Below are 17,793 nucleotides of genomic sequence, written 5' to 3'. Positions count from 1 at the left end.
AGTTGAGCCATGTGCGGTATCGTCGGATATGTGGGACCCCGGCAGGCCTCCAAGATTCTCATGGATGGTCTGCGTCGGATGGAATACCGCGGCTATGACTCCGCCGGCATCGCGGTCCTCGACGGGGGGACGCTCGATATCCGAAAGGCGGCCGGCAAGCTCGGCATCCTCGCCGACGAGATCGACGGGAACGAGCCGAAGGGCACCACCGGCATCGGCCACACCCGCTGGGCAACCCACGGCGGCCCGACGACGCCCAACGCCCACCCGCACACCGACCAGAGCGGCAAGATCGCCCTGATCCACAACGGCATCATCGAGAACGCCGCCTCGATCAAGAAGGCGCTCCTGGCGCGCGGCCACGTCTTCACCTCCGAGACCGACACCGAAGTGCTGGCCCACCTGGTCGGCGCCTTCTACGAGGGCAACCTGGAAGAGGCCGTCGCGTCGGCACTGCGTGACGTGAACGGCGCCTACGGCATCTGCGTGATCTCCAGCGACGAGCCCGACGTGCTGATCGTGGCCCGCAACGGCTCGCCGATCATCCTCGGCATCGGCGACGGCGAGAACCTCGTCGCCTCCGACCAGTCGGCGCTGCTCGAGCACACGCGTCAGGTCATCTATCTCGACAACGGCGAGCTCGCCGTGCTGACGGCCGATGGCTACCGGGTGCGCACGCTGACGTCGCGCCATGTGGACAAGCCGATCAACGAGATCGAGTGGGACCTCGCGACGATCGAGCGTGGCGGCTTCGAGCACTTCATGCTCAAGGAAATCTTCGAACAACCGGAGTCGCTCGAGAACACGATGCGCGGCCACCTGCTCGAGGAGAGCGGCAACGTGCGCGTGTACGGCCTCAAGCTGTCCGACGACGAGGCCAAGCAGATCAAGCGGATCATCATCACCGCCTGCGGCACTTCGTGGCACTCGGCGCTGATCGGCAAGTACATGATCGAGGAGCTGGCCCGCATCCCGACCGAGGTCGAGTACGCGTCGGAATTCCGCTACCGCAATCCGATCGTCGATCCGGACACGCTGGTGATCGCGATCTCGCAGTCTGGCGAGACCGCCGACACGCTGGCGGCGCTCCTCGAGGCGAAGCAGCGCGGCGCGCGCACCATCGGCCTGGTGAACGTCGTCGGGTCGACCATCGCGCGCGAGGTCGATGGCGGCCTCTACCTGCGCTGCGGCCCCGAGATCGGCGTCGCGAGCACCAAGGCGTTCACCTCGCAGGTCGTGGCGCTGGCGATGGTGACGCTGCGCTTTGCGCGGCTCAAGAACATGTCGCTGCTCGAGGGACGTCGGTACGTCGAGGCGCTCTCCAAGCTCCCCTCGCAGGTCCGCGAGATCCTGGACCGCGCCGACGAACTCAAGGTGCTCGCCGAGAAGTTTGCCGAGTCGAGCAACGCCTTGTACCTCGGTCGTGGGGTGAACTTCCCGGCGGCGCTCGAGGGCGCGCTCAAGATGAAGGAGATTTCCTACATCCACGCCGAGGGGTACCCGGCGGCGGAGATGAAGCACGGGCCGATCGCCCTCATCGACGAGAACATGCCGGTCGTGGTGGTCGCGCCGCGCGATGCGGTGCACGGCAAGATCGTCTCGAACATCCAGGAAGTCCGCGCACGCGGCGGCCGGGTGATCGCGATCGTCAACGCCGGCGACGAAGAGATCGCCAAGCTGGCCGAGGCGACCTTCATCGTGCCGGAGACGCTCGACCTGCTCACGCCGGTGCTCACGGTGATTCCCCTGCAGCTCTTCTCGTACTACGTGGCGGTCCTGCGCGGGTGCAACGTGGACCAGCCCCGCAACCTCGCGAAGTCGGTCACGGTGGAGTGACGGGGGGCCCGGGGCTGGCGGCCCCGGGGAGTCTACAACTATATTACTCTCTGGTTGTTCAGTGATTCAACACCGGAGGGATGATGGCCAAGATCACGATGACGCCCGCCATTCTCGAATGGGTCGCCGAGCGCTTCAAGCTGCTCGGCGACCCCACGCGGTTGCGCCTCCTGCAGGCGCTCCGCGAGGGCGAGGCCACCGTGACGGACCTGGTGACGACGACCGGCCTGGGGCAGGCCAACGTCTCCAAGCACCTCCAGCAGTTGCACGCGCACGGCTACGTCGCGCGCCGAAAGGACGGCCTCTTCACCTGGTATCGCCTGTCCGATCGCGAGGTCTTCCAGCTGTGTGACTTGATGTGCGGCCGGTTGGAGCGTGACCTGGCGGCCCAGAAGAAGCTGCTCGGCGGCGGGCGCTGAACCCGCCTCACGGCCGCCACCCCAGCCCGACCCCGAGGCTCCATTCCCGCCCGGCGCGCACCGCGTAGCCGGGCGGCAGTTCGTCCGCGTCAAAGAGGGCGCCGCCGATCCCGCCCTCGCCGCGCACCACGACGGCCCATCGTGGCGTCACCGGTACCTGCCCCAGCACCGCGAGCAGTCCCACGACCACCGTGCGCGGGTCGCCGCCGGTCACGGGGAAGGTGGTTCGTGCGGCGGCGATTCCCGTCAGCAGGTGCACCGTCGCTCCGCCCGGCGCTCCGGCCACCCGAGGCCCGACCTCGACACCCACCCGCCACGAGCGGATGGCGTCGCGCGTGAGGACGGCGCTCTGCGTCCCGCGGATGGCGAGGTCGGCCTGTGCGTGCCGCAGCAGCAGGGCTGCACGCCAGGGGCCACGGTCGTGCGCCACGCCGAGCTGCCACGACGCGGGGTGATCGGGGGCGATGGTGGGGCGATCCGGGTCGGCATCGGCCCGGGCGTGGCCCGCCGCGTTGCCGGTGAGACTGAGCAGGGAGAGCTCCCGCTGAGCCGCGAGCGGGTACACAAGCAACCACAACGACGCGACGACGAGGACCAGCAGACGGGACATGACGGCTCCGGGACGAGGGGTGCCGCATCATCGCCCGTGACGCTCAACGGCCCCTCAACGCGGGGGCGGCTCCGGCCACTGCCTTGGCTATCTTTTCGTCATGCGCATTGTCCTGCAGCGAGTCAGCCACGCCTCAGTCACCATTGCTGGTCGTGTCACCGGCGAAGTAGGCCGCGGCTTCCTCCTTCTCGTCGGGGTGGCGCCGGGCGACAGCCGCACCGAGGCGCTCTGGCTGGCCGACAAGGTCGCAGGGCTGCGACTCTTCGGCGATGCGGAGGGGAAGATGAATCTCGACCTCGCGGCCATCGGCGGGGCAGTGCTGGTCGTGTCGCAGTTCACGCTCTACGGCGACGCCAGCAAGGGGCGACGGCCCTCCTTCATCGGGGCGGCGCGGCCGGAGGAGGCGATTCCGCTGTACGAGGCCTTTCTCGACGCCCTCCGCACTGCCGGACTCACCGTCGCCAGCGGCGAGTTTGGTGCCGACATGCAGGTCGCGCTGGTCAACGATGGTCCCGTCACCCTGATCCTGGAGCGCGCTCCCGCATGATGCCGACCCTGGTGCTCGCGTCCGCCTCCCCGCGGCGTCGGCAACTGCTCGAGATGCTCCACCTCCCGATCCTGGTGACTCCCTCCGACGTGCAGGAGATTCCCCTCCCGCGCGAGACGCCGGCCGCCTATTCGCGCCGACTCGCGCGCGACAAGGCGCGCGCCGTGCCGGGCGAGCTCGTCCTCGGCGCCGACACGATCGTGGTGCTCGACGGCGAGATTCTCGAGAAGCCGGTCGACACCGAAGACGCCGTCGCGATGCTCTCCCGCCTGCAGGGACGGCGGCACACGGTGATCACCTCGATCTGCCTGATCAGCCAGGGGCACGAGTTCGAAGCGAGCGACGAGACCGCCGTGGTCTTCCGCGCGGCCGATGACGCGACCCTGCGCGCCTATGTCGCCACCGGCGAACCGATGGACAAGGCGGGGAGCTACGGCATTCAGGGGTACGGCGCGGCGCTGGTGGAGCGGATCGAGGGGGACTTCTTCAGCGTGATGGGGCTGCCGGTGCGGTTGGTGCTTGAGCTGCTGGAGCAGGCGGGGTATCGGTATTTGTTTGAGTCGTAAGTCGTAGGTCGTAAGTCGTAAGTCATCCCGAACGAAGTGAGGGACCTGCGTGATGGCGATACGCAGATCCCTTCACTGCGTTCAGGGCAGGCTCCTCGCGTTGCTCGGGATGACAGGTCTGCAGGACATACGACCTACGACCTACGACTTACGACCTGCAAGCGCCAACGCCGTCACCACCGCACCCGCCTTCGCCTCCGTTTCCTCGAATTCTGCCTGCGGCACTGAATCGGCCACGATGCCGGCGCCGGCCTGCACATAGGCGGTGCCGCCGGTGAAGACGACGGTGCGGATCGCGATGGCCGTATCGAGCGTGCGCGCGCCGTAGCCGACGTAGCCGACGGCGCCCGCGTAGGGGCCGCGCCGCGTGGGCTCGAGTTCGTCGATGATCTGCATCGCGCGCACCTTCGGCGCGCCGCTGACGGTGCCCGCCGGAAAGGTCGCGGCTAGCGCGTCGAGTGCATCGAGGCCGGCGCGCAGCGTGCCGCGCACTTCACTCACCAGGTGCATCACCCGCGAGTAGCGCTCCACCACCATCTGCTGCACCACGCGGACAGTGCCATACTCCGCCACGCGGCCGACATCGTTGCGGCCGAGATCGACGAGCATCAGGTGTTCGGCACATTCCTTCGCGTCGGCGCGGAGTTCGGCCTCCATCGCGAGGTCCTGCTCCACGTCGCGACCGCGCGGACGCGTGCCGGCGATTGGCCGCACCGTCACGTCGCCGGCTTCCACGCGCACCAGCACCTCCGGCGAGGCCCCCGCGATCTGGACCGGACCGAGGGCGAGGAAGTAGCAGTACGGGGCGGGATTGAGGGCGCGCAGCCAGCGATACGTCAGGAACGGATCGGGCGCGGGGTGCAGCTCCATCCGCCGGGAGAGGACGATCTGAAAGGCGTCGCCTGCGGCGATGTAGTCCTTGCAGCGCGCGACATCCCGGCGATAGTCGGCATCGGCGTAGGGCGCGGCCATCGCCGGCGGCACGACCTCCTGCGGCACCAACGGCGTCAGCGCCCCCGGGGCGGCAAGGCGCGCGATCCACGCCGCCATCTTCGCCTCCGCGGCGGCGATGCGTTGCTGCAGCTCGGCGTCATCCAGCCCGGGGGCCACGGTGACGTTGGCGATCACGTGGGCGCGGTGGAAGAGATTGTCGAGCACCAGCAGCGTGTCGACGACCATCGCGATCGCATCGGGGAGATCCCGGTCATCGGTCGGGGCATTGGGGAGATGCTCGATGCTGCGGACGACGTCGTACCCCCAGAAGCCGACCGCGCCGCCGGTGAAGCGAGGCAAGCCATCGACCGGCATTGCCTCGTCGTGCCGCAGCAACGCACTCAGGTGATGGAGCGGATCGCACGGTGCCGCCAACGGTTCCCACTGGGTGGTTGCCGTCAGGCACTCCGCCGAGGCGCCGCGATAGCGATACACCGCCTCGGGCTCGGTCGCGAGGAAGCAGTAGCGAGCCCAGCGCTCGCCACCCTCGAGCGATTCGAGCAGGAAGCCATAGTCGCCGCGGTGCAGCTTCTGGAAGGCGGAGACGGGGGTGTCGCCGTCGAGGACGACCGCGCGCGTGAGCGGGACCCGCGTGAATCCCGCGGCGGCGGCGGCGCGGCAGCGCGCGAGAGTGTCGGTCATCGGGGAGCCGCGAGCAGGTAGGTGCCGGGGCCGAGGATGGCGAAGCGCAACATGTCGCCGGCGGGGCGATCGCTCGGGAGGAAGCGCGCCGTCGCGCTATCCACGAGCACGGCCGCGCCCATCGCCGCCTCGAAGCGCGTCGCGGTCGGGTACCGCGCCAGCGCCCCCTCGGGTGCGGCGAAGTGCACGGCGTATGAGAACGTGCCGACGGCCGCCGTCGCCATCGAGTCCGAGCTCGTCAAGGTGAAGCCATAGCGGCCCGGCGTCGGCTGGATCTGCACCGTCACGCTGTCGCCCTGCCGGGCGCGCATCGACCCTGGCGGGAAGGTCACGATGGCAAAGATCGAGAGGTCGGGGCGGGGACGACGCAGGACCACCGTCCGTCCGACGAGCGCCATGAAGCGCACGGTGGTGTCCATCGGTGACGGGCCGAGCCGGTCGAGCGGCCAGACGCTCGACAGGGCCTGGGGACCCCCGCTCCCGACCGTCGGCAGCGGGGCGCCGATGGGCCGCGCTGCGCGCGCGCCGCCGCACGCGGCGACCGCGAGAAGCACGGCTAGCTTCCAGTGATGATCCCGCCGCTGCGTGGTGCCGTCGCCCTGCTCGGGGCGCTCCTGCTCGGTCCGGGGCGTCTCGCGGCGCAGCTGTGGCACCGCGGAGACTCGCTGCCGCTCCTGCAGCGCGCCGCCACGCACCGGCTCTCCCGCGATGCCGACACCCTCCTGGCCGCCTGGCAGGCTCGCGCCCACGGCGTGGTGCGGATGACATCGGTGGTCGAACACGGGGGCACGTCCGTGGAACGGGTGATCCGGGCGGATGAACTCGAGGTCGAAGTGTACGGGGAGGCCCCGAACCGGCACAAGCAGATCATCGTGGCCTGGCGCGATTCCTCCTTCCTGCCGAATCGCGTCCGCTACCATCGCGACCATCTGGGGATCGTCGCCAACGACTTCGGCGGGGTTCTTCGCCTCGGCGAGGGCGAAGAGGTGCGCGACGTGCTGCACCCGCTCTCGCCCGCCGGGCTGCTCCGCTACCAGTTCGCCGAGCGGGATACCCTCCGCATCGCGGGCCCCGGGGGCACCGTCCGCGTGGTAGCCGTCGATGTGCGGCCGCTCGACCCGACGGCGCCCGGCACCGTGGGGACGCTGTACCTCGACATCGACCGGGCCGCGCTGGTGCGCTTCCGCTTCACCTTCACGCCGGCGTCGTACCGTGATCCTTCGGTGGAGGACATCACGGTGACGCTCGAGAATTCACTGCAGGAGGGGACCCGCTGGCTGCCGTGGCAACAGTCCATCGTGATCCGCCGGGGCGAACCGATCCTCGACCTGCCCCTCCGCACGATCCTCCGCGCCGACTGGACGCTCACCGACTACGAGCTCGGCGTGGCCCACGTCATGAATCGATTCCTCGGCTTCCAGGTCGACGGACTGCGCCGCCCCGGTGGTGACACGACCTGGCGGCAATCACTCGCGGAACGCCTCGCGCCACTCCCCGATGCCGATGCGGCAATTGCCGAGGCGCAGCGGGCCGCCATGCAGGCGTTGGGTGGACGTCTCCTCGATGGCCTGCCGCACACCCGACTCGCGGCCGGGGGCGTCTCGGACCTGCTCCGCGTCACCCGCGTCAGTGGCGTGACGCCGATGCTCGGCGTGCGACGCCAACTCGGTGGCGTCGTGACGCTCAGGGCTCGGCTCGGGATCGGCGGCAGCGATGCCCGAGTTGTTGGCGGTCTGTCGTTGGCACGGTCAGTCGCCGGTGCGTCGTGGACGCTCGGCATGGAGCGCCGACTCGCCGATGTGGGCGACGCGCCGAGCGGCAGCGGGGTGGTCAGTTCGCTCGCCACGATGGTGGGCGGCGCCGATCTGGGTGACTGGACGCTGCTCGAACGGGTTGCACTCGGCGTGCGCACGCCCGTCGCGGGTGGGAGCCTCGACGCGGAAGTCGCGCGCGAATGGTCGTGGTCGGTTGCGGCGTCGTTTTCGCCGATCACCGGCGAGACGCGCGCGAATCCGGCGCTGGGGATCGGCGCCGCGACGATCGCGCGGCTTGGGCTTTCCCACCGCGACGCGGCGGGCAACGGATGGCGCGCCGGGGCGGAGGCCGGCGCGGGTGCCGCGAGCTGGCAGCGATTCGACGCCTCCTGGCGCGGCGGCGTGACGCTGGGTGACGGGCGTCTCGGCGCGACAGTGGACGTCGGGGCGGCGAGTCCGGGGCTGCCCGGCTACCGCGCCTTCGTGCTCGGCGGGAGGCATACCTTACCAGGCATTCCCTACCGCGCACTGGGTGGGGCGCGGATGGCGCGGGTCGAGATCGGCTGGACGGTACCGGCGACGCTGCCGATGCCACCGCTCCCGAACGCCCGCGGACTGCGGCTCCCGAGTGCAGTGACCCCGTTCCTCGCCGCCGGAATCACCGGTGGTGACGCGCGCGACCTGCCGTGGCGCGCGAGCGGGCGGGTAGAGACGGTCGCTGGGGTACGCCTCGATCTCTGGGGGCCGCTCTTCCGGGTCGAGGCAGGGATCTCGCTCCGGACTGGGCGGTTCGGTGTGAGTCTGGACGCCCATCCGGATTGGTGGCCGGTGATGTAAGGATTGCGTTCGGCGCAGGGGCCGCGACCGCCGCTCCGGAAACCGGCACTCCCTGGGGCGCGTAGCGAGGCGCACGTTCGCGGATCTCCTCCAGCCTCAGGTTGCAGCCGCCCCAGCTCCTGCCTACTCCGTCGGCCGTCCCGATCCGGTGACCATGCGGGAACGATGCGCCCGCCCTCCAGGCCGACCGGACCATCATCCCCGGAACGAGGAACGCCACTGATGCGACTGCAAGCAGTTCCTGCCTGTCTGTTGGTGGCTGGAGGCCTCGCGACCGTCGGATTCTCTCGCCCTCCCGCGCGCTCCGTGCCACCGGAACCCCCCACGAGTGCGGAGTGGCTGGCGCGCCTCCCGGATGGTGAGACCAAGCGCCAGTTCATCATCGACTGCACCAATTGCCATCAGCTCGAGTCACGCCACTTCCGGCCCCTGGGCGCACCGCGTCCGATTGAGAGTTGGGTCACGGCGACCCAGCGGATGCTCGGGTATGCTGGGGCGACCACCGGATTTCCGGTCATCTCCGGGGGCCGCGATCCAGAGCGCACCGCCGAGTGGCTCGTGCGCAATCTCGGCGAGTCCCCGCAGCCGGCAGCGCGCGTGCCCTTGGCAGCGGCGGCGGCCGAGATCCGCGAATACCTGCTCCCCGATTCCGCCGACCTGCCCCATGACGTCGCGGTCGAACGCACGGGGCGGATCGTCGTGACCGGGATGCGCTCGCATGCGATGCATCTGCTGGAGCCGGAGAGCGGGGCATGGTCAACGGTCGAGATCCCGGTGGCGAAGTCCAATCCCAGGGCCGTGGAGCTCGATGCGTCGGGCAACTGGTGGGTCGTCCTCGGTGGGCCGCATCAGCTTGCCCGCTACGACGGCACGGAGTGGGCGACCTGGGACGTCGGGATGTATGCGCACAGCGTCGCCCTCGATTCGGCCGGGGGCGCCTGGGTGAACGGGCACTTCACGCAATCACCGGAACTGCTCGCCTCGATCGCGCGCGCAGGGGGCGTCCGCACGCATGTCCTGCCCCCGCATCCGACCCTCGCGACCGGGGACGGCGGCCCGGTGCCCTACGAGCTCCGTACCGGTCCGAACGGGACGATCTGGATGAGCGAGTTGCAGGGCAATCGAATCGTGGCTTTTCATCCGAGCACCGGCAAGTCGGACGTCTATCCGATGCCGACCACGGCCAGCGGGCCGCGCCGACTCGACGTGGATCAGCACGGGGTCGTCTGGATCCCGACGTACGGGGCAGGCCATCTGGTGCGCCTCGATCCCTCGGCTGATGCGGCGTCCCGCTTCGAGGAGATCCCGTTGCCGATCAAGGATGCGGCGCCCTACATCGCGCGTGTGCACCCGCGCACCGGGACGATCTGGATCGGGACGGGAACGGCCGACGCGGTCTTCGCCTACCATCCGCGCGAGCGACGGTTCGACTATTACCCGCTGCCGAGTCGCGGCGCGCTGGTACGTCACCTGACGTTCGACCCGCGTTCGGATGACGTCTGGCTCGCCTACGGCGAGTCACCAGGGCAGGGGCCTGCGCGCATCGCACGTCTCCGTCCGGTGCCATCGCCGGCGGTCGACACCGTCCGCTTGGCGCCCGGCACCGCCCTCACCTTGGTGAACGCGCGCGCGGCATGGGTGGCGCACCGTGAACGACCGGCGCTCCACCTCTTCCCGCTCGCCGGCCACGAACAGGACAGCGACCAGGAGATGATGGCGGTCCTCACCGGCACCGATTTCGAGGACGGGACCATCGAGCTCGACGTCTCGGGCGCTCGGCGAGCCGGCTACGCGACGGACAATGTGAGTGCCTACAAGGGCTTCGTCGGCCTCTCATTCCGCGTGCGGGGCGATTCGTCCGAGCGCTTCTACCTCCGTCCCGAGAATGCGCGGCTTGAGGACGAGCTCTTCCGGAATCGCTCCGTGCAGTATGAGGCGAGCCCGGACGCACCGTGGAACCTCCTTCGGCAATCGAGCCCTGGGGTCTACGAGTCGTATGCTGACATGGAGGCCGGCGGGTGGACGCGAATGAAGATCGCCGTGACCGGCAATCAGGCGCGCCTGTACATCAATGGGGCGAGCCAGCCTGCGCTGGTGGTCAATGACCTCAAACATGGGACGGGGCGCGGCGCGATCGCGCTGTGGGCGCGCATCAGTTCCGATGCGTATTTCTCGAACCTGCGAGTGACTCCCAAGTGAATCGGCTACCGGGTGAACGGTTCTCGACCGTTCGACCAGGGCGGGACATTGACATGCTTGCCCGGCTCGACGGTGCGGACTTCAAGGACGGGACGATCAGCATCATCCGGCGCTTCAGTGACACAGCCAGGGGGTGGGCCTAGAACAGGACCAGCGCCATCAACACCAGCGTTGCCAGCGTCACCAGGGTACCGATGACCACCATGAGGCCGTCGCTGGCGATCAGCGCGAGCCCGAACACCGCCAAGATGAGGCCGGCCGCGTTGGCGCTGAACGGCACAACCTCCATGAGCGGCATCACCACGGCGAGCGCCAGGCAGATGCTCGCCACGACGCGAACCGCGTGGGGGCCGGCGAGCGCTCGCAGACGGGGTCGGGTCAGTCCGTCGATCCAGGCAGCGGGCTTCCGCAGGAAGCGGAGCGGCTTGCCGAGCCTGGCGCTCTTGACCGAGCGGTCGAGCATCCAGCGCGGGAGCCAGATCTGCTCGGCGCCGAACGCGAACTGGCCGGCGACCAGCGCGACGAAGATCGCCACCGCCGTCGGCATCCCCGGGATGTCACCGACCACCGGCGCCAGCACGACCAACCCCGCCACGATCAGCAACGGCCCGAAGGAGCGACGCCCCACCGCGTCGAGAATCTGGTCAAATGTGACCGAGGTGGTCTCCGTGGAGACTTCCTCGATCTGATCGAGCATTTCCTCGAGACTGGCGGCGCGTTGGGGCATGCAGGGCTCCGGATTCGGGGCGGCGGCCGCACCGGGTGCGCGACTACCTCCATGGACGCCCCAACGGCACCCCGGCGCACCACCCTGTCGTCCTGCAGCATGCTGGCGCCGGCGGTTTGGCCCCATCCCCTTGTCTGGCATAGATTTCGGGGACTCTTTGGTGTGGGCCTTCGACCCGGGACGGCACGCAGGTGGCGAGCTTCAACGATGAGTGGCTGGCAACGATTCTCGGCCCCCTCCTCCCGGCGGGGACGCTGGAGCGCGCGCAGGAGGGGCAGACCACGCACGACTCCCTCTGGGAGCGCGTCCTCGATGCGCGGATGCTGCCCGAGGCCGACATCCTGGCCGCCCTCTCGGCTCGTTGCCGGTTGCCGATCGCAGACCTGACGCTGGTCGATGCAGCGGGTCGAGACGCCCTCCCCGAGGCGCTCGCGCGTCGCTATCGCGTCGTGCCGGTCAGCGTGACCGATGCCCTGCTGCTCGTCGCCACCGCCAACCCGTTCGACGTCGGTGCCGAACAGGCGCTCGCCTTCGCCACCGGACGCGAGGTACGGATGGCGCTGGCATCGCCGCCGCGGATCCGCGAGAAGCTCGACGAGCTCTACGGCACGCACATCAATGATGGCACCGTCGCGGACATGCTCTCGGGGATGGACGGTCTCGAGGGCGCCGAATTGGTGGAGGAAGCGAGCGACGACGAGACCGACCTGCTGACTGCCGAAGCCACCTCGCGGCCGATCATCAAGCTGGTGAATGTGCTCCTCGCCGACGGGATCATCTCGCGGGCCAGCGACATCCACATCGAGTCGGGCGAGCAGTCGGTCATTGTCCGCTATCGGATCGACGGCGTGTTGCGCCAGGCGATGACGATTCCGCGGAAGGCGGGCATTCCGCTGATCTCGCGCGTGAAGATCATGGCCGGGATGGACATCGCCGATCGGTTGCGGCCGCAGGACGGCCGTGCGCGCGTCTCCCAGGCGAGCGGGACGCCGGTCGATCTGCGAATTTCGACGCTGCCGGCGACGCATGGCGAGAAGGTCGTCATCCGCATTCTGAACACCCAGAGCACGGCGCTGGCGCTCCCCTCGCTCGGGCTCTATCCGGAAGAACAGGACGGGATCCGCCGCATGCTCGGCCACAAGGAAGGGGTGGTGCTTTGCACCGGCCCGACCGGCTCGGGGAAGACGACGACGCTGTACGCCTGCATCCGCGAGATCCAGCGCGAAGGGATCAACATCATCACCGTCGAGGATCCGGTCGAATACCGGCTCGGGCGCAACATTGTGCAGGTGCAGACCAACGACAAACAGGGGCTCACCTTTGCCGCGGCGTTGCGCTCGATCCTGCGTCAGGACCCCGACGTGGTCCTGGTCGGCGAAATCCGTGACCTCGAGACGGCGCAGATTGCCGTGCAGGCCTCGCTGACGGGCCACCTCGTGCTGTCGACGCTGCACACCAACGATGCACCGAACACGGTGACGCGCCTCGTCGACATGGGCCTCGAGGCCTTCAAGATCGGTGCAGCGCTCCGCGGCGTGATTGCCCAGCGTCTGATGCGCCAACTCTGTCCGGTGTGTCGCACGTCGCAGCCGATCGCCGAACTGCCGGCGCGGGTGCTGCCGTACGTGCCGGAGGGTGCCCAGCTCTTCAAGGCGGTCGGCTGCGGGCAGTGCACGCAGACCGGCTATCGTGGGCGCTTCTCGATCGTCGAGCTGCTGGAGATGACGCCGGAGCTCGAGCGAGTCGTCGGGTCCAACGCCACGGCCCACGGCATCGCCGAAATGGCGCGCGCCAACGGCATGCTGTCGCTCTTCGACTGCGGGCTGCGGCACGTGCTCGATGGCCACACCTCGATCGATGAACTGCTCCGGGTCACCGACATCCCGAGTCACGGGACGGTCACGCCGCGGGGCGGCAGTGAGTTGCTGGCGGTTGCCTCCGCCGTGCCGCCCGTCGCCGCGCCGATCGCGCCGCCGCCGGTCGCGCCAGCGCCCCGGAGCGACGCCTTCCTCGACGATCTCGAGTTGGTCGACGAGCCGCCCGCGGGGTCGGAAGAGGTGGCCCCGGTGGTGGCGCGCGCGACGATCCTGCTGGTCGAGGACGAGGACACCCTGCGTCGGGTGATGCGGGACCTTCTGGAGCAGGAGGGGTATCGGATCTGTGAGGCGCGGGATGGGGCCGAGGCACTGGAACAAGTGGATCGCCATAACCCCGACCTCGTGCTGCTCGATCTCAATCTCCCGAACGTGGATGGCTATTCCGTGCTCGCCCAGTTGCGCTCCCGTCCCGCCACCATGGATCTCCCGGTCGTGGTGCTCTCCGCCCGTGGCGACGAGGACAACGAAGTGCGGGTGCTGCAGCTCGGAGCGACCGACTTCCTGACCAAGCCGTTCCGTCCCCGGGCCCTCGCGGCGCGCCTCGAGGCGACCCTCGGTCGCCGCCAGTCGTGACCGCCGTCCCAACGGCGCGCCCCGACCCGGTCGAGGCGCTGCGCCTGATCAAGGCGAGTGTCCGGTCGCAGGGCGCCTACACGCTGGCGGCGCCGGTCGCGCGGCACAAGATCAATCAGAACGAGGCGCCCTCCGATCTCGATGCCGATCTCAAGACGGCGATCCTCGAGCGCGCCCGGGCCAAGCCCTGGCATCGCTATCCGGAGTTCACGCCGCGCTCGCTGCTCGATCGGCTGGCGACCCACTATGACTGGGACGCCGAGGGACTGCTGGTCGGCAACGGCTCCAACGAGCTGATCCAGGCGACGCTCGCCGTCACCCTCGATCGCGACGACGTGATCGTCGCGCCGGCGCCGACCTTCTCGCTCTATCGACTCCTGGCGGCGGTGCACGGCGCGCACTATGTGGGCGTCCCGTTCGCCCGCGACTTCCGCTATGACATGCCCAGGCTCCTCCGCACCGTCGAACGCGACGCGGCGAAGGTGCTGGTGCTCAACACGCCCAACAATCCGACCGGTTCGGCGGTGACGCGGCGCGAGGTGGAAGCGGCGCTGGACGCCTTCGACGGCCTCGTGGTCTGCGACGAAGCGTACGTCGAATTCGGCGGGGAGACCGCCATCCCCTTGCTCGCGCAGCATCCGCGACTGGTGGTGCTGCGGACCTTCTCCAAGGCGGTCGGGCTGGCCGGCCTGCGCTTCGGCGTGGCGTTGGCACACCCCGAGCTTGCCCGCGAGATCGCCAAGGCGAAGCTGCCCTACAACGTGAACCTCGTGACGCTCGAAGCGGCCGAGGTCGTGCTCGACCACGCCGATCGGATCACCGCGCGCGTCGCCGAGGTGCGCGCGCGCCGCGACCGCACCATCGCGGCGCTGCGGACGATCCCCGGCCTCGTCGCCTTCGACAGCGCCGCCAACTTCTGCATCATTCGCTGCGAGGCCGTCCCGGCCCGGGTGGTGTTCCGGCGACTGCTGGACGACTTCGGGATCCTGATCCGCGACGTCTCCGCTGGCGTCGATCTGGAGCAGTGCCTTCGCATCTCCATCGGCACCGAGGACGACGTCACCGCCGTGCTCGCCGCCTTGCGCACCATTTTCGGGGAGGCCGCATGAGCCGGTCCGCCACCATCGAACGGATCACCGCCGAGACCGAAATTCGGGTCCGGCTGGAATTGGACGGCACCGGCGAGGCGTCGATCGAATCCGGCATCGGCTTCTTCGACCACATGCTGACCGCCGTCGCCCGCCACGGACTCTTCGACCTCGTGGTGCATGCCGAGGGTGACCTGCACGTCGATGGACATCACACCGTCGAGGACACCGGCATCGCACTCGGTCAGGCGATCGCCGAGGCGCTAGATGATCGTGCCGGCATCCGGCGCTACGGTGAGGCCACCGTGCCGCTCGACGAGGCGCTGGTGCGCGTGGTGATCGATTGCTCGGGGCGCCCGCACCTGGAGTGGCACGCCGATCCGGTCGCCTGGCAGATGCTCGGCGAGTTCGACGTCGCGCTGGTGCCGGAGTTCTTCCGCGCCGTTGCGGTGCACGCCGGCCTCACGATGCACATCGACCTGATCCGCGGCCGCAACGCGCACCACATCGTCGAGGCCACCTTCAAGGCGTTCACGCGCGCGCTCGATGCGGCGACCGCCATCGACCCGCGGGTGCAGGGCGTGCCGTCCACCAAGGGCGTGCTGTGATCGCTGTCGTGGACTACGGGGTCAACAACCTCGCATCGGTGGTCCGGGCACTTGCCGCCGCCGGGCACCCGGGCACGCTCACGGCCGATCCGGACGTGGTGCGTCGCGCCGATCGGGTCGTGCTGCCGGGGGTGGGCAACTTCGGTCGCGCGGCGGTGACGCTGGCGGTGACGGGCCTGGGAGAGGCACTCCGCGACGTCGCCGCGGCCGGCCGTCCGTTGCTCGGTATCTGCCTCGGGATGCAGCTCTGTCACCGCGAGAGCGAGGAGGCACCGGGCGCCACCGGGCTCGGCCTGCTGCCGGGCCGCGTCATTCGCTTCCGCACGACGCGGCATGTCCCGCACGTCGGCTGGGCCGAGGTGCGGGTGACCGACGCCGGACGCCGGCACGCGGTGGCCGGCCCGCTCCTCGGCGAGACGGGGCAGTTCTACTATCACGTCCATTCGTATCACCCCGCCGACTTGCCGGAGGACGCCATCCTTGGCGTTGGCGACTACGATGGCCGTTTCCCCACGCTGGTGGGGCAGGGGAGCGTGCTCGGGGCACAGTTCCATCCCGAGAAGTCGCAGCAGGCGGGGATTGCCCTCCTGAAGGCGTTTGCGGAGTGGACGCCGTGACAACCGTGGCGGTCTCGCTGGTCGACGTCGTGGTGCTGCGAGGCCGCGGGGAGACGCTGGAGGTGCTCCTGCTGCAGCGCGGGCCCGGCGGCCGCTGTCCCGGGTCGTGGGAGATGGTGCACGGGCATATCGAGGCGGGGGAGACGCCCGCGGACGCCGCGCAGCGCGAGGTGCGTGAGGAGACGGGCGTGGCACCGACCCGCTTCTACAACCTCTCGCGCGTCGAACTCTTCTACCAGCATCGCGTGGACGAAGTGGCGATGGTGCCGGTCTTCGTTGCCTTCCTTCCGGAAAATGCCGAGGTCGTGCTGAGTCACGAACACGCGGCACGGCAGTGGTGCACGCCGGCGGAGGCACGGCAGCGGTGTGCCTGGGCCCGTGAGGCGCGCGCGCTCGACGACGCCATCCGCATGCTCGGCAGCGGTGATGCCGGCCCGATCGAGGACGTCCTCCGCCTATGCTAGCGCGCCGCATCATCCCCTGCCTGGACGTGGCCGATGGCCGCGTCGTGAAGGGCGTGCACTTCGAGTCGCTCCGTGATGCGGGCGACCCGGTGGAGCAGGCCGCGCGCTACGATCGCGAAGGCGCCGACGAGCTCGTCTTCCTCGACATCACCGCGTCCTATCGTGACCACAGCACGACCCTGTCGATGGTGGAGCGGATCGCCGAGACGATCTTCATCCCCTTCACCGTGGGTGGTGGCATCCGCTCGGTGGACGATGCCGGCGCGGCGCTCCGCGCGGGGGCCGACAAGGTGGCGGTCAACACCGCGGCGATCCGCGACCCCGACCTGGTCTCGCAGTTGGCCGACGCCTACGGGTCGCAGTGCGTCGTGGCCGCGGTTGATGTGCGCCGCGAGGGCGACCGCTGGATGGTGATGGCGAATGGGGGCCGGGACGAGACCGGTCTCGAGGCGCTGGGGTGGCTCGCCACGCTGGAGCGTCTCGGTGCTGGCGAGATCCTGCTGACGTCGATGGATCGGGACGGGACGCGCAGTGGCTACGACCTCGATCTGACCGAGGCGGCCGCGAAGGCCGTCGGCATTCCGGTGATCGCGTCGGGCGGGGCCGGGTCGCTGGCTCACCTGGCGGATGCATTCGAGGCGGGAGCCCATGGGGTGCTCGCCGCCTCGATCTTCCACTTTGATGGCACCACGATCGCCGATGCCCGCGCCTTCCTCACCCGCCGCGGCATCCCCGTCCGCCCGCCAGCTCCCTAGAACTCGTTGTTGTAACTCACCAGCTTCACCCGGCCGTTCCGTTCGATCATCGAGCCGAAAAGTTGCCGAGTGAGGGTGCTGTCGGCCGTGCGATAGCGCACGCGGCACGGCCCCCAGAGCTTCGTGGGACCCCGCAGCATCTGCAGCGTGTCCGCGTCGCACGTCAGCCGTTCGAGGGCCAGCGGTTGCCCGCCGTAGCGTTGCAGCACGCGCTCGACGCCCTTGCTGTTCTCCGCCGTCAACTGCAGCCAGAAGATGCCGGGGTCGAGCTCATACGGCGGCTCGGCGTAGCGGTGATCCGGGAACATCAGCCAGGCAAATTCCGCCCGACTCAACAGCATGCCACGCAGAGCCACCGTGTCTTGCGTGGCAATGGCCCCGATGAAGCGAGCCGCCAAGGCATCGCGCGAGGCCGCGCCTCCCTCGAGTTCGGTCGGCTGGGTCAGCCCCACGCGAAAGCGCCGGAGCAGCTCCGGCATCGGTAAGATCGAATCGACCACATCGCCCGGCTTTGCCCAGGGACGGGTCGTGTCCACCGCGACCTCGGCCGGCTTCCCGCCCGAACCACACGCCAGCAGTCCTACCAGACCCACCACGAGCACCGAGGCACGCATATCCGTCACTTCCCGAAGTAGGAGAGCCGCAGGCTGGCTGGATGCCAACCTGCGACCCTGAACTCTA

17 protein-coding genes are annotated in these 17,793 nt (G+C 69.4%); 12 read left to right on the top strand and 5 right to left on the bottom strand.

Annotated elements, in window-relative coordinates:
• Positions 1 to 9: 9 nt before the first annotated feature.
• Positions 10 to 1,836 carry a glutamine--fructose-6-phosphate transaminase (isomerizing) gene (glmS, locus tag IPG05_05895; protein MBK6494616.1) on the top strand — a complete coding sequence of 609 codons (1,827 nt, stop codon included), beginning with the start codon at positions 10 to 12 and terminating at the stop codon, positions 1,834 to 1,836.
• An 80-nt stretch (positions 1,837 to 1,916) separates the two neighbouring features.
• Positions 1,917 to 2,255, top strand: coding sequence for a winged helix-turn-helix transcriptional regulator (locus tag IPG05_05890; protein MBK6494615.1), 339 nt, complete (start codon positions 1,917 to 1,919; stop codon positions 2,253 to 2,255).
• A 7-nt stretch (positions 2,256 to 2,262) separates the two neighbouring features.
• Here IPG05_05890 and IPG05_05885 read toward each other — a convergent pair whose 3' ends face one another.
• Positions 2,263 to 2,865: a hypothetical protein gene (locus IPG05_05885; GenBank protein ID MBK6494614.1), complete on the bottom strand. Its 603-nt coding sequence runs from the start codon at positions 2,863 to 2,865 to the stop codon at positions 2,263 to 2,265.
• Between the two features lie 100 nt (positions 2,866 to 2,965).
• On the opposite strand from IPG05_05885, the gene IPG05_05880 reads away from it, so the two are divergent.
• Together IPG05_05880 and maf are read left to right on the top strand one after the other, a co-directional pair.
• Positions 2,966 to 3,412, top strand: coding sequence for a D-tyrosyl-tRNA(Tyr) deacylase (locus tag IPG05_05880; GenBank protein ID MBK6494613.1), 447 nt, complete (start codon positions 2,966 to 2,968; stop codon positions 3,410 to 3,412).
• Positions 3,409 to 3,978, top strand: a complete 570-nt coding sequence (gene maf / locus IPG05_05875) for a septum formation inhibitor Maf (GenBank protein ID MBK6494612.1) — start codon at positions 3,409 to 3,411, stop codon at positions 3,976 to 3,978. Before IPG05_05880 ends, maf begins: the two co-directional genes overlap by 4 nt.
• A gap of 141 nt (positions 3,979 to 4,119) precedes the next feature.
• Here maf and IPG05_05870 read toward each other — a convergent pair whose 3' ends face one another.
• Both IPG05_05870 and IPG05_05865 read right to left on the bottom strand, forming a co-directional pair.
• Complete coding sequence (locus IPG05_05870; protein ID MBK6494611.1) at positions 4,120 to 5,613, bottom strand: chorismate-binding protein; 1,494 nt, start codon at positions 5,611 to 5,613, stop codon at positions 4,120 to 4,122.
• Positions 5,610 to 6,167 (bottom strand): hypothetical protein, encoded by a 558-nt coding sequence (locus tag IPG05_05865; protein ID MBK6494610.1) that lies wholly within the window; start codon positions 6,165 to 6,167, stop codon positions 5,610 to 5,612. The genes IPG05_05870 and IPG05_05865 overlap by 4 nt, the downstream gene beginning before the upstream one ends.
• Positions 6,168 to 6,182: 15 nt before the next feature.
• On the opposite strand from IPG05_05865, the gene IPG05_05860 reads away from it, so the two are divergent.
• Positions 6,183 to 8,204, top strand: a complete 2,022-nt coding sequence (locus IPG05_05860; GenBank protein MBK6494609.1) for a hypothetical protein — start codon at positions 6,183 to 6,185, stop codon at positions 8,202 to 8,204.
• A 306-nt stretch (positions 8,205 to 8,510) separates the two neighbouring features.
• Positions 8,511 to 10,403: a hypothetical protein gene (locus IPG05_05855; GenBank protein MBK6494608.1), complete on the top strand. Its 1,893-nt coding sequence runs from the start codon at positions 8,511 to 8,513 to the stop codon at positions 10,401 to 10,403.
• 139 nt (positions 10,404 to 10,542) lie between these two features.
• Here IPG05_05855 and IPG05_05850 read toward each other — a convergent pair whose 3' ends face one another.
• Positions 10,543 to 11,130 (bottom strand): exopolysaccharide biosynthesis protein, encoded by a 588-nt coding sequence (locus tag IPG05_05850; GenBank protein MBK6494607.1) that lies wholly within the window; start codon positions 11,128 to 11,130, stop codon positions 10,543 to 10,545.
• 191 nt (positions 11,131 to 11,321) lie between these two features.
• On the opposite strand from IPG05_05850, the gene IPG05_05845 reads away from it, so the two are divergent.
• From IPG05_05845 to hisF, 6 genes are read left to right on the top strand one after another with little or no spacing between them, the layout of a single operon-like run.
• Complete coding sequence (locus tag IPG05_05845; GenBank protein MBK6494606.1) at positions 11,322 to 13,580, top strand: type II/IV secretion system protein; 2,259 nt, start codon at positions 11,322 to 11,324, stop codon at positions 13,578 to 13,580.
• Positions 13,577 to 14,689, top strand: a complete 1,113-nt coding sequence (gene hisC / locus IPG05_05840) for a histidinol-phosphate transaminase (GenBank protein ID MBK6494605.1) — start codon at positions 13,577 to 13,579, stop codon at positions 14,687 to 14,689. The genes IPG05_05845 and hisC overlap by 4 nt, the downstream gene beginning before the upstream one ends.
• Positions 14,686 to 15,276 (top strand): imidazoleglycerol-phosphate dehydratase HisB, encoded by a 591-nt coding sequence (gene hisB / locus IPG05_05835; GenBank protein MBK6494604.1) that lies wholly within the window; start codon positions 14,686 to 14,688, stop codon positions 15,274 to 15,276. The genes hisC and hisB overlap by 4 nt, the downstream gene beginning before the upstream one ends.
• Entirely contained in the window at positions 15,273 to 15,893 is a 621-nt protein-coding gene (hisH, locus tag IPG05_05830) for an imidazole glycerol phosphate synthase subunit HisH (protein ID MBK6494603.1), read from the top strand. The genes hisB and hisH overlap by 4 nt, the downstream gene beginning before the upstream one ends.
• Positions 15,890 to 16,357 (top strand): NUDIX domain-containing protein, encoded by a 468-nt coding sequence (locus tag IPG05_05825; protein MBK6494602.1) that lies wholly within the window; start codon positions 15,890 to 15,892, stop codon positions 16,355 to 16,357. Before hisH ends, IPG05_05825 begins: the two co-directional genes overlap by 4 nt.
• Entirely contained in the window at positions 16,351 to 17,112 is a 762-nt protein-coding gene (gene hisF, locus IPG05_05820) for an imidazole glycerol phosphate synthase subunit HisF (protein MBK6494601.1), read from the top strand. The genes IPG05_05825 and hisF overlap by 7 nt, the downstream gene beginning before the upstream one ends.
• Here hisF and IPG05_05815 read toward each other — a convergent pair.
• On the bottom strand, positions 17,109 to 17,735 hold the full coding sequence (locus tag IPG05_05815; protein ID MBK6494600.1) for a hypothetical protein: 627 nt from the start codon (positions 17,733 to 17,735) through the stop codon (positions 17,109 to 17,111). The genes hisF and IPG05_05815 overlap by 4 nt on opposite strands.
• Positions 17,736 to 17,793 lie beyond the last annotated feature (58 nt).

The organism is Gemmatimonadota bacterium, from assembly GCA_016704275.1.
Lineage (GTDB): Bacteria > Gemmatimonadota > Gemmatimonadetes > Gemmatimonadales > GWC2-71-9 > Palsa-1233.
The sequence above is the reverse complement of the archived record's forward strand: the minus strand, read 5'-3'. Positions and strand labels throughout refer to the sequence as shown.

Excerpts from the sequence above, each read along its gene's own strand:
- glmS (MBK6494616.1), top strand. The coding sequence starts at position 10 with ATGTGCGGTATCGTCGGATATGTGGGACCCCGGCAGGCCTCCAAGATT.
- IPG05_05890 (MBK6494615.1), top strand. The coding sequence starts at position 1,917 with ATGATGGCCAAGATCACGATGACGCCCGCCATTCTCGAATGGGTCGCC.
- IPG05_05885 (MBK6494614.1), bottom strand. The coding sequence starts at position 2,865 with ATGTCCCGTCTGCTGGTCCTCGTCGTCGCGTCGTTGTGGTTGCTTGTG.
- IPG05_05880 (MBK6494613.1), top strand. The coding sequence starts at position 2,966 with ATGCGCATTGTCCTGCAGCGAGTCAGCCACGCCTCAGTCACCATTGCT.
- maf (MBK6494612.1), top strand. The coding sequence starts at position 3,409 with ATGATGCCGACCCTGGTGCTCGCGTCCGCCTCCCCGCGGCGTCGGCAA.
- IPG05_05870 (MBK6494611.1), bottom strand. The coding sequence starts at position 5,613 with ATGACCGACACTCTCGCGCGCTGCCGCGCCGCCGCCGCCGCGGGATTC.
- IPG05_05860 (MBK6494609.1), top strand. The coding sequence starts at position 6,183 with ATGATCCCGCCGCTGCGTGGTGCCGTCGCCCTGCTCGGGGCGCTCCTG.
- IPG05_05850 (MBK6494607.1), bottom strand. The coding sequence starts at position 11,130 with ATGCCCCAACGCGCCGCCAGTCTCGAGGAAATGCTCGATCAGATCGAG.
- hisB (MBK6494604.1), top strand. The coding sequence starts at position 14,686 with ATGAGCCGGTCCGCCACCATCGAACGGATCACCGCCGAGACCGAAATT.
- hisF (MBK6494601.1), top strand. The coding sequence starts at position 16,351 with ATGCTAGCGCGCCGCATCATCCCCTGCCTGGACGTGGCCGATGGCCGC.